Origin of the sequence: Actinomadura scrupuli (assembly GCF_050971785.1) — a bacterium.
In the GTDB taxonomy this organism is placed as follows: Bacteria; Actinomycetota; Actinomycetes; order Streptosporangiales; family Streptosporangiaceae; genus Actinomadura_E; species Actinomadura_E scrupuli.
The window spans coordinates 13,012-26,371 of sequence record NZ_JBPCCU010000007.1; the positions used below are offsets into that span (position 1 = coordinate 13,012).

Sequence of the window (13,360 nt, forward strand, 5' to 3'; positions counted from 1 at the left end):
CCCTCGCGTGGAAGGAACACACTCAAGTGACCTCTGTTTCCCGCCGTCGCCTGCTCGGCACCGGCGCCCTGACCGCCGCCGGTGCCGCCCTCATGACCGTTCCCGCGATGCCGAGCGCGTCCGCCGACACCACCGCCGAGGCCGACGTGGTGATCGTCGGTGCCGGGCTGGCCGGACTGTGCGCCGCCCGCGACCTGGTGGCCGCGGGCAAGTCCGTGATCGTGCTGGAGTCCCGGGACCGCGCCGGCGGGCGGGTGTACGGCATGCCGCTCGGCGACGGCACCACCAACGAGGGCGGGGCGGAGTTCATCGGCCCGACCCAGGACCGGATCGCCGCCCTGGCCCAGTCGCTGGGAGTGACCACCTTCCCCACCTACAACACCGGCAAGAACGTCTACTACCGCAGCGGCAAGCGGTCGCTCTACGCCACCGACGGGGTGCTCGGCGCGGTACCGCCGGACTGGGGGGTCGTCGACCTCGAGGTCGCCATGCTCTCGATGGGCAACATGGCCAAGACGGTGCCCGTGGGCCAGCCCTGGAAGGCCGCCAAGGCCGAGGAGTGGGACAGCCAGACGTTCTACAGCTGGTCCCGCGCCAACACGCTGAGCAGCGGCGCGCGCTTCCTGCTGGACGCCTTCATCAGCTCGACCCTGTCGGTGCGCTCCCGGGAGGTGTCCCTGCTCTACGTGCTCAACTACATCGCCTCCGCCGGCAACGAGGGCAACCCCGGCAACGTCGACCGCCTGATCAACACCGCGGGCGGGGGCCAGGAGAGCCGCTTCGTCGGCGGCTCCCAGGAGATCCCGCTGAGGCTGGCCGCCTCGCTCGGCGACCGGGTGCGGCTGAACGCCCCGGTACGGCGCGTGGTGACCGAGGACGGCAAGGTCCGGGTGGAGGCCGACGGCATCACGGTCAACGCCAAGCGCGTGGTCATCGCCATGTCACCGGCCATCGCCGGGAAGATCGACTTCTCCCCCGCCCTGCCCGCCGCCCGGGCGCAGCTCATGCAGCGCTATCCGATGGGCTCGGTGGCCAAGTTCGTCGCGGTCTACGACACGCCGTTCTGGCGCGCCGACGGGCTCACCGGCCAGGCGGTCTCCGACCAGGGCGCGATCGACACCACCTTCGACAACAGCCCGCCGGACGCCTCGCGCGGGCTCCTCATGGGCTTCATGAACCAGAGCAACATCCGGGCGCTGGACGGCGCCTCCGCGGACCAGGTGAAGGCGGCCGGCCTCGCCTCGTTCGCCCTGCTGTTCGGGGACAAGGCCAAGACCCCGCAGCGGACCGCGTTCCAGCGCTGGGACAACGAGACCTGGAGCGGCGGCGGACCCGTCGGCATCGCCCCGCCCGGGGTGCTCAGCGACTTCGGTCCCGCGCTGCGGGCGCCCTGCGGCCTGGTCCACTGGGCGGGCACCGAGACGGCCTCGTACTGGACCGGCTACATGGACGGCGCGGTCCGCTCCGGCGAGCGCGTCGCCCAGGAGGTCGCCTCCGCCCTGTGACCACCCGCCCCGGGTCACCGTCCCCCTCCCCCTCCCTCCGTGATCATGCAATCGTTCGTCGATTGATTGCATGATCACGGAGGGGGTCGGGTGGGGTGGGGGTCAGACCTCGGCGGCGAGCTCCCTGACCTTCTCGATCAGCTTGACGCGGGCGGCGTGGTCGCCCGCGATCGGGGTGACGTTGAGGGTGGTGACGCCGGAGGCCTTCATCGCGGCCAGCCGCTCCCTGACGTGGCCCTCGGTGCCGATGAGCGACATCTTCTGCAGCAGCTCGTAGGGCACGTGCTTGGCGGCCTCGTCCTTCTTGCCGTCCAGGTAGAGGTCCTGGATGAGCTCGGCCTCCTTCTCCCAGCCGTAGCGGCGGCAGAGGTCGTTGTAGAAGTTCTTGCCCTTGGCCCCCATGCCGCCGATGTAGAGCGCGGCCATCGGGCGGCCGAACTCCAGGAAGCCCTCGACGTCGTCGCCGATCGCCAGGGCGGCCTGGCCGACGATGTCGAGCTCGCCCAGCCCCGGGTCGCGCTTGGCCCGGCCGGCCGCCAGGGAGGCGCCCCAGACGTCGGCGGCCTTCTCCGGCAGGTAGAAGATCGGCTGCCAGCCGTTGGCGATCTCGGCGGTCAGCTCGACGTTCTTGGGCCCGATCGCGGCGATGAGCACCGGGATGTCAGCGCGTACCGGATGGTTGATGATCTTGAGGGGCTTGCCCAGCCCGGTGCCCTGCTCGGCGGGCAGCGGCAGCGTGTAGTACTTACCGTCGTAGCTGAGCCGCTCCTCGCGCTTCCAGACCTTGCGGCAGATCTCGATGACCTCGCGGGTGCGGCCCAGCGGCGCGTGGTAGGGAACGCCGTGGAAGCCCTCGATCACCTGCGGGCCCGAGGCGCCCAGCCCGAGCGTGAAGCGCCCGTCGGAGACGTAGTCGATCCCCGCCGCCGTCATGGCCAGCAGGCTGGGCGTGCGCGAGTAGATGTTCAGGATGCCGGAGGCGATCTCCAGCCGCTCCGTCCTGGCCGCGATGAAGCCGAGCTGGCTGACCGCGTCGAAGCTGTAGGCCTCGGCGACGTAGACGATGTCGAGCCCGGCCTTCTCGTAGTCGGCCAGCTCGGCGACCGCCTCCTTGAAACCGCCCGAGTAGTTCAGAGCCATACCGATGCGCATGCGGCACCTTTCCTCCGGCCGAACGTGGGGCCGGAACTCAACCGGGTCATCTCGACCAGTAAACCGAACCAGATTCAGTTCTATGCACCGAAGGCTAGCGGGAGGCCGCCGCCTCCCTCCGGGGCACCCGGCCGGGCCGGGCGGCTCAGAAGACCGGGCCGCCGAGGGCTTCGAGCGCCGGGCGGTAGAGACCGGTACGGATCTTCGCGACCGTGTGGCCGTTCTTGGGCGCGAGCGCGGCGGCGATCCCCACGGCGGTGGGCAGCACCTCCGCCTCCGCGGCGATGTGCTGGACGATCCCGGCGCTCAGCGCCTGCTCGGCGGTGTACCGGCGGCCCGTGGTCATCGCCTCGTGGGCGGTGGCCGCGGAGAGCCGGGCCTGGAGGAGGGCGTTCATGCCCGGGGTGAAGGTCATCCCGAGATCGACCTCGGGAAGGCAGAAGTAGCCCCGCCCGGTCCGCATCACCGCGAAGTCGTGCGAGAGGGCGAGCATGCCGCCACCGGCGAAGGCGTGCCCGTTGAGCGCGGCAACGGTGGGCATCGGCAGCGACAGCAGCCGCGCGTAGACCTCGTGGATGCCGCCGAGGTAGGCCTCCGCCTGGTCGCCGTTGGCGCCGAGCCAGTCCAGGTCGAGGCCGTTGGAGTAGAACTTGCCGGTCCCCACCGTCACCAGCGCGCGGGGGCCCTCGGCCTTCTCCACCGTGTCGAGGGCCCCCTGGACGCCGTCCAGGAAGGCGGGGCTGAAGCGGTTCTCTCCGTCGTCGAAGCGGAGGACGAACACGTCACCGTCACGCTGCAGGTCGAACACGGGAGGCTCCTTCTCCTACGGACCGGTACGGGTAGGTGACAGACCCTACTGAGCGGGCTGGAAGACCATGCAGGTGCTGGTGCCGTGAGCGATCAGCCGGCCGGCGCCGTCGGTGATCCGGCCCTCGGTGGTGGCCACCCGGCGGCCCGAGTGCACCGTGGACCCCACGCACACCAGCCGGCTGCCGTCGGTCGGCACCGGCCGCACGAAGTTCACCTTGAGCTCGAGCGTGGTGTAGGACGCGCCCTCCGCCAGCGAGGTGTGCACCGCGCACGCCATCGCGGAGTCCAGCAGCGTCGACAGGATGCCGCCGTGCACCGAGCCGAGGGGGTTGCCGAACTCCGGCCTGGTGGTCAGCGAGAACACCACGCGGCCCGGCTCCAGGCTTTCGGCGGTCATGCCCAGCAGGTGGCCGATGCCGGTGCCGCTCTCGGCGCCCGCGTTCATCAGCGCCTTGAGCTGCTCCAGGCCCGCCGTCGTCTCGGCGCCCATGGGGGACCCCTCTCTGCCGCCGGCTATGACGGCCGTCATACAGACCGTCCCCTATGATGACCGTCATAGTCAATCGCACGTCCCTATGGTGAATGTCATAGCGCCCGGCCGGCCGTGACGCCGCGACCGGATCCGCGCCGCGACGGGACCGGGGGTCGGCCGGGGTGAGGAGTCGGCATGGCGCGGGACAGCCGCGAACGCATGGTGCGCAGCGCCGCGTACCTGTTCCGCGAGCACGGCTACACCGGCACCGCGTTCCGCGACGTCATCGCGCACAGCGGGGCGCCGCGCGGCTCGATCTACCACCACTTCCCCGGCGGGAAGGTGCAGCTCGCCGAGGAGGCCATGCGCTACGCCGGGGAGTTCGTGGCGATGGGCACCGAGTCGGCCACCCGCGACGGCGACCCGATCGCCGCCGTCTACGCCTTCCTGGGCTGGTGGCGCCGGGTACTGGAGAAGAGCGACTTCCAGGCCGGCTGCCCGATCGCCGCCGTCACCGTGGAGTCGCACGAGGAGTCGCCGCAGCTCGCCGCCGCCGCGGCGGCCGCCTTCCAGCGCTGGCAGGACGCGCTCACCACCGGCCTGCGCGACGGCGGGGTGCCGGACGAGCGGGCGGGCCGGCTCGCCACGCTCATCGTCGCCGCCGTGGAGGGCGCCACCATCCTGTGCCGTGCCAAGCGGGACACCCGGGCCCTGGACGACGTGGCCGCCGAGCTGGAGTCCCTGCTGGACGCCGTCCTGACGGGCTGAGCCGGGCCGCCGGGCCGCCGCTCAGCCGGCGGGCGGCGCGGAGGGCGGCATGGAGGGCGCCCCGGAGGGCGGCACGGACGGCGCCTCGGCGCGGGCGAGCCTGAGCTGGCGGGCCAGCAGGAACAGCGGGAACGCCACGCTGAGGGCCACCACGAACGACAGCAGCATGTACACCCACACGTGCCGGACGCCGAGCTGCCGGGCCTCCACGACCATGAGGACGAAGGCGGCCAGCAGCACGAAGATGATGTCGTTGGTGATCGAGCCCGCTGCCGGGTTGGCGTAGCAGGCCTTGAGGAAGCCCCAGAGGCCCCCGTTGCCGTCCTGGGCGAAGAACCTGAGGTTCTGCGACCAGGTGGCGATCAGCGCGCCGAACGCGATCACACCGTACGTCCAGCACAGAGCCCTGTCCCGCGTCCGCATCGTGACGTCTCCCGCCGCTAGGCCGCCGCTTCCGCCCCGCCGGAAGGGTACCGCGGCACTTCCGGCTCAGGACGGCGGACGACCCGGTCGCCTGACCGGGAACGATCACCGCCGACCTGACCGAGAAGCGCGCCGAGTACGCCCGGCTGGGAATTCCGCACTACTGGATCGTGCGCATGGTGCAGGACAACGGTCCCGCCGCGTCGATCGAGATGCTCAGGCTGACCACGGACGGCACCTACGTCACCGAGAAGGTTTCGCTCCGTGCCCACGGCGGCGGAGTCGCGGTCGACGTCTCGGACCCACTGGACGCCGTCATCACCTGGGAGCAGCTCGACCTCGGCCTCGACTAGGCCGGTGATCCCGGGCCGGGCGGCGGGCGGCCGGAGGTCAGCCGGTGGCGATCTCGGTGAGGTCGGAGATGGCCCGCAGGGCCAGGGCGTAGGACCCCAGCCCGAAGCCGGCGATCGTGCCGGTCGCCACCCCGGCCACCACCGAGTTGTGCCGGAACTCCTCCCGGGCCGCCGGGTTGGAGATGTGCACCTCGATCAGCGGCGCGGTGCGCTGGGCCAGCGCGTCGCGCAGCGCGTAGGAGTAGTGCGTGAACGCCGCCGGGTTGATCACGATCGGGGTCCGCGCGTCGGCGGCCTCGTGCACCCAGCCGATCAGCTCGGCCTCGTCGTCGGTCTGCCGTACCTCGACGTGCAGGCCGAGCTCGCGGCCGGTCTCCCGGCAGAACTCGGCCAGGTCCTCGAAGTCGGCGGCGCCGTAGACGTCCGGCTCGCGGGTGCCGAGCCGGCGCAGGTTGGGCCCGTTCAGGACCAGGACGGTGTTCACCGAGCGATCTCCCGGTAGGCGTCGGCGAGCAGGCTCTCGTCGGGGCCCTCGAGCCGGCCGGGCTTGGCGAGGCCGTCCAGCACGACGAACCGCAGGGTCGCGCCGCGGGCCTTCTTGTCGATGGTCATGGCGGCGCGCAGCTCCGGCCAGGCGTCCGCGCCGTACGACGTCGGAAGGCCGACCGACGAGAACACGGTGCGGTGCCGGGCCGCCGTCGCGGCGTCCAGCCGGCCCGCGAGCCGGGCCAGCTCCGCCGCGTACACGCAGCCGATGGCGACGGCGTGCCCGTGCCGGAACTGGTAGTCCTCGGCCTTCTCGATGGCGTGCGCGAGGGTGTGGCCGTAGTTGAGGATCTCGCGGAGCCCGCTCTCGCGGAGGTCCGCCGAGACCACGTCGGCCTTGACCTGGACGGCGCGCTCGACCAGCTCACGGGTGTGCGCGCCGTCCGGCCGCGCGGCCCCCTCCGGGTCCTCCTCCACCAGGTCGAGGATGACCGGATCGGCGATGAACCCGGCTTTGATCACCTCGGCCAGCCCGCTGATGTAGTCCTGCTGCGGCATCGTCACCAGCGTCGCGAGGTCGCAGAGCACCCCGGCGGGCGGGTGGAAGGCGCCCACGAGGTTCTTGCCCTCGGGCAGGTCGATGCCGGTCTTGCCGCCCACCGCGGCGTCCACCATGCCGAGCAGGGTGGTCGGCACCTGGACGACCTCGACGCCGCGCAGCCAGGACGCCGCCGCGAACCCGGTCAGGTCGGTGGTGGCCCCCCCGCCGACCCCGACGACCGTGTCGGAGCGGGTCATGCCGAGCCGGGCGAAGCGCGACCAGAGCCCGGCGAGGACCCAGGGCTCCTTGGCGGCCTCGCCCTGCGGCACCGGCAGCGCGTGCACCGTGTGCCCCGCGTGCTCCAGCGCCCAGCACACCGGCCGGGCGATCTCCGGCAGGCTCTCGTCGTGGACGACCGCGATCGTACGGGCCCGCTCGCCCACCAGCCCGGGCAGCTCGCCCAGCACGCCGGTGCCGACGACGACGTCGTACGGCCGGTCGCCGGCCACCCGGATCCGGGCCGCGCTCACGGCAGCACCTTGGCGAGCTCTTCGGCGATGTCGTCGGGCGTCCGGCCGTCGGTGGCGGCGGTGATCGTCGCCAGCCCCTCGTAGATCGGCCGGCGCTCCTCCATGAGCTTGCGCAGCTGGCTGCGCGGATTGAGCACCAGCAGGGGGCGCGCCGAGCCGAGGCCGACCCGCTTCACCGCGTCCGACAGCCCCACCTCGAGGTAGACCACCGTGTGGCCGGCCAGGAGCTCGCGGGTCTCCGGGGCCAGCACCGCCCCGCCGCCCACGGCGAGGATCCCCTCGTGCTCCTCCAGCGCGAGGCGCACGGCCTCGCGCTCCAGCTCGCGGAAGCGCTCCTCGCCGTCGTCGATGAAGATCTCGCCGACCGGTTTGCCGGCCACCGCCTCTACGTCGTCGTCGGTGTCGCGGAAGCTCGTCGCCAGCCGGACCGCCAGGGCCTTGCCGACCGTGGTCTTGCCCGAGCCGGGAGGCCCGATCACTACAGCCTTGGGCATGTGGACCTACTTGATCGTGAGAGAGGACAGGTAACCGTGCGCGTTGCGGGCGGTCTCCTCGACGGAGTCGCCACCGAACTTCTCCAGGACGGCGTCGGCCAGGATCAGCGCCACCATCGCCTCCGCGACCACGCCAGCGGCGGGCACCGCGGTGACGTCGCTGCGCTGGTTGATCGCCTTGGCGGCCGCACCGGTCGTGACGTCGATGGTGTCGAGGGCGCGTGGCACGGTGGAGATCGGCTTCATGGCGGCGCGGACCCGCAGCACGTCACCGGTGGTCATGCCGCCCTCGACGCCGCCGGCCCGGTTGGTGCGCCGCCGGATGCCGTCCGGCCCCCGCTCGATCTCGTCGTGCGCCCTGGAGCCGGGCCGGCGCGCCGTGGTGAACCCGTCGCCGAGCTCGACGCCCTTGATCGCCTGGATGCCCATCAGCGCGCCCGCGAGCCGGGAGTCCAGCCGGCGGTCCCAGTGCACGTGGCTGCCCAGGCCGGGCGGCAGCCCGTAGGCGAGCACCTCCACCACCCCGCCGATGGTGTCCCCGGCCATCTTGAGCTCGTCGATGTGGGCGACCATCTCCGTGGCCGTCGCCGCGGTGAAGCAGCGCACCGGCGACTCGTCGATCGCGGCGAGGTCCTCCGGCTGCGGCAGCGGGGCGTCCTCCGGCACCGCGACCTCGCCGAGCGAGACGACGTGGCTGAACACCTCGGCGCCGAGGGCCTGCCGCAGGAACGCCTTGGCGACCTCGCCCAGCGCGACCCGCGCGGCGGTCTCCCGCGCGCTGGCCCGCTCCAGCACCGGCCGGGCGTCGTCGAAGCCGTACTTCTGCATGCCGACCAGGTCGGCGTGGCCGGGCCGGGGCCGCGACAGCGGGGCGTTGCGGGCCTGGGCGGCCAGCACCTCCGGGTCGACCGGGTCGGCCGCCATCACCGTCTCCCACTTGGGCCACTCGGAGTTGCCGACCTCGATCGCGACCGGCCCGCCCTGGGTCGCGCCGTGCCGGATCCCGCCGACGATCGTGACCTTGTCCTGCTCGAACTTCATGCGGGCGCCCCGCCCGTGGCCCAGGCGGCGGCGGCGCAGTGCCTCGGCGACGTCCTGCGAGGTCACCCGCACCCCGGCCGGCAGCCCTTCCATGATCGCGACGAGGGCCGGGCCATGAGACTCCCCCGCGGTCAACCAGCGCAACATGCTGTCAATCCTTCCACCCCCGGGGTGTGTCCCGCGCACATGTCCGCTGCGTGAGATCGGCGGCGTGGCCGGTCAGCCGTCCCAGGCCACCCGCAGGGCCGGCGGTTTGCGGAAGACCAGGCCCCGCGGGGCGCTGGGCTGGGCGGGGTCGAGCCGCAGCCCCGGCAGCCTGCGCAGGAGCGTCCCCACCGCGATCCGGGCCTCCAGGCGGGCCAGGTGGACGCCCAGGCAGTAGTGCGGGCCGTGCGCGAAGACCAGCTGCAGCCTGGCGTTCTCGCGCCGCACGTCGAACCGGTCCGGGTCGGAGAACAGCTCCGGGTCCCGGTTGGCGCCCGTGAGGGAGACCCGTACGAGGTCGCCCCGGCGGATCGCGGCCCCGCCGAGCCGGACGTCGCGGGTGGCGTAGCGGTCGACCACCGCGGCGGCCGGTTCCAGGCGCATCGACTCCTCGACGGCGTTCGCGACGAGCCCCGGGTCGGCCAGGACGAGGGCGAGCTGATCGGGGTGGCCGAGCAGGTGCCAGACCGCGTTCACGATCATCCCCTCCACGGTCTCGATGCCGCCGAACATCAGCACCGCGGCGTTCGAGACGACCTCCGCCGTGGTCAGCCGGCCGGCCGCCTCGGCCAGCGCCGACGGCATGGCAGGCGACCCCGCGGGTGGCCCGAGCGAGTCCTCCACGGCGGACCGCAGGCGCTGGAACGCCGCCGCTCCCCCGGCGGTGACGCCGTCGCCCGCCGTCACGCTGGACACGGCGCCGACGATGGCGTCGTACCAGGACAGCACCGTGCCCGGGGCGACGTCGCGCAGGCCCAGCGCCCGGGCGATGACCGCGACCGCGAACGGCCCGGCGAAGTCCCTGCGCAGCTCGGCCGTGCCGGGCCCGAGCGCGGTGATCAGGCGGTCGCCCTCCTCCTCGATGAGCTCGGTGAACCGGGCGCGGACCTCGGCGGGCCGGAACGCGCGGGCGAACGGCTCCCGGTGCCGGGCGTGCTCGGCGCCGTCCAGCGAGAGCATGCTCGGGCCGACCACCTGGGCGGTGGAGAAGCGCGGGTCGTCCACCGTGAACGTGGCGGCGTCGCGCATGACCTCCAGGGCCTGCGCACGCCGGGTGACCAGCCAGCCGTCCAGCACCGGCAGCCACGACACCGGCTCGGCGGCCCGCAGCCGGGCGATCAGCTCGTGCGGATCGCCCTCCAGCTCGGCGAGCGTCACGTGTTCCCCCAGGGAGGACCGGGTCACCACGGCACCACACCCGTCTTTCGATCACCGACCAGGACAGAGCCGACATTACGCCCGGTCAGCGCGTCCTTCTCACAGCGCCGCCACCTCGGCGGGCGTCGGGTAGGAGCTCTGCGCGCCCTCTCCGCGGACCGATGCCGCGCCCACCCGGGCCGCGAAGCCGGCCGCGGCCGCCAGGTCGTCGCCGCCGGCGAGCCGCCAGCACAGCGCCCCGGTGAAGGCGTCCCCGGCCCCGGTGGTGTCCACCGCCTCGACCTCCGGGCTCGGCACCAGGCCGGTCGCGGCGCCCTCGGCGACGGCCGCGCCGCCGGGGCCCAGCGTGATCACCACCGACCGGGGCCCCAGCCGCAGCAGGGCCCTGGCCCGCTCCTCCGGCCCGGACCGGGCGCCCTGCTCGGGCCCGAGCAGGAAGGCCGCCTCGTGCTCGTTGACCACCAGCGGGTCGCACCGGCCCAGCAGCCCCGGTGGCAGCCGCGCGACCGGGGAGAGGTTGAGCACCACGCGGGCGCCGGCCTCGGCGGCCAGGCGCGCGGCCGCCGTCACGGCCGGGATCGGGATCTCCAGCTGGAGCGAGACCACGGCAGCCGCCGCCAGCAGCGGCCGCGCGGCGGCGACGTCGGCCTCCGAGACCCGCCCGTTGGCCCCCGGCGAGACGATGATGCTGTTGTCCCCGCCGGGGTCCACGGTGATCAGCGCGACCCCGCTGGGGCCGGAGTCGGTGATCAGGGCGGTGAGGTCCACTCCCTCCCGGCCGAGCGCGGCGCGCAGGAAGTCCCCGTGCCCGTCCGCCCCGGCCCGCCCCACCAGGGCCGTCCGGGCGCCCAGCCGGGCGGCGGCCACCGCCTGGTTGGCGCCCTTCCCGCCCGGGAGGGTCGCCAGGTCGGAGCCGAGCACGGTCTCGCCCGCGGCGGGGCGGCGGCCGACCCGGACCACCAGGTCGGCGTTGACCGACCCCACCACGACGACGTCGTACGCGTGCGAGCCGTGTGCGGATGACATGACCACCCCGAAGCCGTGAGCCGACGTTGTCCTGCTCTCAGCATCTCGTGACATCGTGGGGACGAGAAGATCGGAACGCCGGCACGAAGGAGTGTTGATGCTGCCCTGGTCCGCCGAGTTCGCGGGACGCCTGGACGAACATGTGATCACCAGTGAGCTGCTGCGGGACAACCCGCTGAAGGATCCGCACCAGCGGCCGCTGTGGGTGTACGTGCCGCCCGGGTACGACGACGAACCGGAGCGCCGGTACCCCACGGTCCACGTCATCCAGGGCTACACCGGCCACATCGGGATGTGGCGCAACCGGACGCCGTACCGGCAGCCGTTCCCGGAGACCGCCGACGCCGTCTTCGCCGGTGGCGGGGTGCCCCCGGCCATCGTCGTCTTCGTCGACGCGTGGACCTCCTACGGCGGCAGCCAGTTCGTCGACTCCCCCGGCACCGGGCGCTACCACTCCTACCTCTGCGACGAGGTCGTGCCGTGGGTCGACGCGCACTACCGGACGCTCCCCCACCGCGACCACCGGGCGATCACCGGCAAGTCCAGCGGCGGGTTCGGCGCCATGATCACGCCGATGCTGCGGCCCGACCTGTTCGGCGCGCTGGCCACGCACGCCGGGGACTCCCTCTACGAGTACGGCTACCTGCCCGGGTTCGCCAAGGCCGTGCGGTTCCTGCGCGACTACGACGGCGACATCTTCCGCTGGTGGGACGACTTCCGCGGCCGGGTCTCCTTCACCCGGGAGGAGGACGAGGAACTGCTGATGACGCTGGGCGTCGCGGCGTGCTTCTCGGCCCGCGAGGACGGCACTCCGGAGCTGCCCTTCGACCCGCGCAGCGGGGTGCTGCGGCCGGAGGTCTGGCAGCGCTGGCTGGACTGGGACCCGGTACGGATGGTCCCGGAGCACGCCGAGGCCCTCCGCTCGCTGAAGGCGATCTGGATCGACGCGGGCACCCGGGACGAGTGGTACCTCGACCTGGGTGCCCAGGCCTTCCGCGACGCGCTGGCCGGGGCGGGCGTGCCCGGCGAGGTCGTCCACTACGAGCTGTTCGAGGCCGGGCACATGGCGATCGACTACCGCTATCCGCTCGCCCTGGCCTGGCTCTGCGAACGCATCGCCCCCTGATGTCCCTCCGGTGCGCCCGGGCCCTGTGATGCCCGGCGGCCACCGCGTCTTCCTCACCGGCCAGGCCGTCTCCCTGCTGGGCGACGGCCTGGCCCTGCTGGCGATCCCGCTGCTGGTGCTGCAGGTGACGAGCAGCCCGCTGGCCGCGTCCCTGGCCGCCGCGCCGCGCAGCATCGGCTACCTGTTCGCCGGGCTGCCCAGCGGGCCGCTCGTCGACCGCTCCGATCCCTGGCGGGTGCTGATCGCGGCGGACGTGATCCGGGCCTCGGTGTTCCTGACGCTCTTCGTCCTGGCGACCGCGCACGCCGCGGCGGTCTGGCTGATCCTGGCGCTGGCGTTCCTCGCGGGCGGGGCCGGCGTGTTCTTCGACACCGCGCTCACCATCGCAATACGGGACCTGTACACCGGCGACGGGCTGGTGCGCGCCAACGCGTTCCTGGAGGCGGCCGGCCAGACCTCGGTGGTCCTGGGGCCCGCCGTCGTCGGCGTCCTGGCCGCGGGCCTCGGCGTGCGCACTGCGCTGCTGATCAACGCCCTGACGTTCGCGGTCTCGCTGGCCACGCTGTTCACGGCAGGCCGCCGGACGGCCGCCCGGCCCGTTCCGCCCGCCGCCTCCTGGCGGTCGCTCGGTGCCGAGTTCGCGGCGGGCCTGCGGTATGTCGTCACCACCCCCGTGATGCTCTCCCTGATGCTCCTCGGGGTGATGATCAACCTCTGCCTCGCGGTCGAGAAGCTGATCGTCTTCTTCGCCCGGGACACCCTCGGGCTGACCGCCCCGATGGCCGGCCTGGCCGTGGCCGGCGGCGGGATCGGCGGGATCGCCGGGGCGCTCGCCGCCCCCCGGCTCGTCACCCGCGTCCGGCCCGTCCCCCTGATGGCGGTCAGCGCCGCGCTGATCGGCGCGGGCCTGGTCCTGATGAGCGGGGCGCCCGGCCTGTGGTGGCTGGTGGCCACCAACCTGCTGGTGGTCTGGGGCACCATCGTCTCCAGCATCGTGGGCCGCACGCTGCGGCAGCGGATCGTGCCGCGCGCCCTGCTGGGCCGGGTGACGAGCACGGTACGCGCCGTCGTGCTGGCGGTGACGCCCGTCGGCGCGGTGCTGGCGGGCGTGGGCACCGAGTTGCTGGGCGACGACCCCCGCCTGGTGTTCCTCGGCGCGGGCGCGGGCATCCTGATCGCCGTGCCGCTGCTCTGGACCGGCACCCTGCGGCGGCACCGGCACCTCACACTGGACGGAACATGACCCGCAGGCCGCCTGCCCCCGGGCCCCG

General features: G+C 73.3%; 15 protein-coding genes. 5 read left to right on the top strand and 10 right to left on the bottom strand.

Annotated features, from left to right (window positions below; genetic code table 11):
* Nucleotides 1-26 precede the first annotated feature (26 nt).
* The gene (locus tag ACRYCC_RS28400; RefSeq protein WP_433816774.1) at nucleotides 27-1,505 is read left to right on the top strand and encodes a flavin monoamine oxidase family protein; all 1,479 of its coding nucleotides are present in this window, start codon (nucleotides 27-29) and stop codon (nucleotides 1,503-1,505) included.
* Nucleotides 1,506-1,607: 102 nt separating this feature from the next.
* Here ACRYCC_RS28400 and ACRYCC_RS28405 read toward each other — a convergent pair whose 3' ends face one another.
* The 3 genes from ACRYCC_RS28405 to ACRYCC_RS28415 all read right to left on the bottom strand — a co-directional run bounded on the left by ACRYCC_RS28405 (nucleotide 1,608) and on the right by ACRYCC_RS28415 (nucleotide 3,957).
* Entirely contained in the window at nucleotides 1,608-2,657 is a 1,050-nt protein-coding gene (locus tag ACRYCC_RS28405; protein ID WP_433816775.1) for an LLM class F420-dependent oxidoreductase, read from the bottom strand.
* 145 nt (nucleotides 2,658-2,802) lie between these two features.
* Entirely contained in the window at nucleotides 2,803-3,465 is a 663-nt protein-coding gene (locus tag ACRYCC_RS28410) for an enoyl-CoA hydratase-related protein (protein ID WP_433816776.1), read from the bottom strand.
* A 45-nt stretch (nucleotides 3,466-3,510) separates the two neighbouring features.
* Nucleotides 3,511-3,957: a PaaI family thioesterase gene (locus tag ACRYCC_RS28415; protein ID WP_433816777.1), complete on the bottom strand. Its 447-nt coding sequence runs from the start codon at nucleotides 3,955-3,957 to the stop codon at nucleotides 3,511-3,513.
* 177 nt (nucleotides 3,958-4,134) lie between these two features.
* On the opposite strand from ACRYCC_RS28415, the gene ACRYCC_RS28420 reads away from it, so the two are divergent.
* Complete coding sequence (locus ACRYCC_RS28420) at nucleotides 4,135-4,707, top strand: TetR/AcrR family transcriptional regulator (protein ID WP_433816778.1); 573 nt, start codon at nucleotides 4,135-4,137, stop codon at nucleotides 4,705-4,707.
* A 21-nt stretch (nucleotides 4,708-4,728) separates the two neighbouring features.
* Here the strand turns inward: ACRYCC_RS28420 and ACRYCC_RS28425 are convergent, their stop codons facing one another.
* A complete protein-coding gene (locus tag ACRYCC_RS28425) occupies nucleotides 4,729-5,130 on the bottom strand; it encodes a DUF2834 domain-containing protein (RefSeq protein WP_433816779.1) in 402 nt (133 codons plus the stop codon).
* Between the two features lie 116 nt (nucleotides 5,131-5,246).
* On the opposite strand from ACRYCC_RS28425, the gene ACRYCC_RS28430 reads away from it, so the two are divergent.
* Nucleotides 5,247-5,483 (top strand): hypothetical protein, encoded by a 237-nt coding sequence (locus tag ACRYCC_RS28430; protein WP_433817208.1) that lies wholly within the window; start codon nucleotides 5,247-5,249, stop codon nucleotides 5,481-5,483.
* Between the two features lie 37 nt (nucleotides 5,484-5,520).
* On the opposite strand, the gene aroQ is transcribed toward ACRYCC_RS28430, so the two are convergent.
* The 6 genes from aroQ to ACRYCC_RS28460 all read right to left on the bottom strand — a co-directional run bounded on the left by aroQ (nucleotide 5,521) and on the right by ACRYCC_RS28460 (nucleotide 10,963).
* Entirely contained in the window at nucleotides 5,521-5,967 is a 447-nt protein-coding gene (gene aroQ, locus ACRYCC_RS28435; RefSeq protein WP_433816780.1) for a type II 3-dehydroquinate dehydratase, read from the bottom strand.
* Nucleotides 5,964-7,040, bottom strand: a complete 1,077-nt coding sequence (aroB, locus tag ACRYCC_RS28440; protein WP_433816781.1) for a 3-dehydroquinate synthase — start codon at nucleotides 7,038-7,040, stop codon at nucleotides 5,964-5,966. Before aroB ends, aroQ begins: the two co-directional genes overlap by 4 nt.
* Nucleotides 7,037-7,534 carry a shikimate kinase gene (locus ACRYCC_RS28445; protein ID WP_433816782.1) on the bottom strand — a complete coding sequence of 166 codons (498 nt, stop codon included), beginning with the start codon at nucleotides 7,532-7,534 and terminating at the stop codon, nucleotides 7,037-7,039. The genes aroB and ACRYCC_RS28445 overlap by 4 nt, the downstream gene beginning before the upstream one ends.
* Before the next feature lie 6 nt (nucleotides 7,535-7,540).
* Complete coding sequence (aroC, locus tag ACRYCC_RS28450) at nucleotides 7,541-8,722, bottom strand: chorismate synthase (RefSeq protein ID WP_433816783.1); 1,182 nt, start codon at nucleotides 8,720-8,722, stop codon at nucleotides 7,541-7,543.
* A gap of 72 nt (nucleotides 8,723-8,794) precedes the next feature.
* On the bottom strand, nucleotides 8,795-9,964 hold the full coding sequence (locus tag ACRYCC_RS28455; protein ID WP_433816784.1) for a cytochrome P450: 1,170 nt from the start codon (nucleotides 9,962-9,964) through the stop codon (nucleotides 8,795-8,797).
* A 72-nt stretch (nucleotides 9,965-10,036) separates the two neighbouring features.
* Nucleotides 10,037-10,963 (bottom strand): ribokinase, encoded by a 927-nt coding sequence (locus tag ACRYCC_RS28460; protein WP_433816785.1) that lies wholly within the window; start codon nucleotides 10,961-10,963, stop codon nucleotides 10,037-10,039.
* Nucleotides 10,964-11,060: 97 nt separating this feature from the next.
* On the opposite strand from ACRYCC_RS28460, the gene ACRYCC_RS28465 reads away from it, so the two are divergent.
* Together ACRYCC_RS28465 and ACRYCC_RS28470 are read left to right on the top strand one after the other, a co-directional pair.
* Nucleotides 11,061-12,089 carry an alpha/beta hydrolase gene (locus ACRYCC_RS28465; RefSeq protein WP_433816786.1) on the top strand — a complete coding sequence of 343 codons (1,029 nt, stop codon included), beginning with the start codon at nucleotides 11,061-11,063 and terminating at the stop codon, nucleotides 12,087-12,089.
* Between the two features lie 10 nt (nucleotides 12,090-12,099).
* The gene (locus ACRYCC_RS28470; protein ID WP_433816787.1) at nucleotides 12,100-13,332 is read left to right on the top strand and encodes an MFS transporter; all 1,233 of its coding nucleotides are present in this window, start codon (nucleotides 12,100-12,102) and stop codon (nucleotides 13,330-13,332) included.
* Nucleotides 13,333-13,360: the final 28 nt, after the last annotated feature.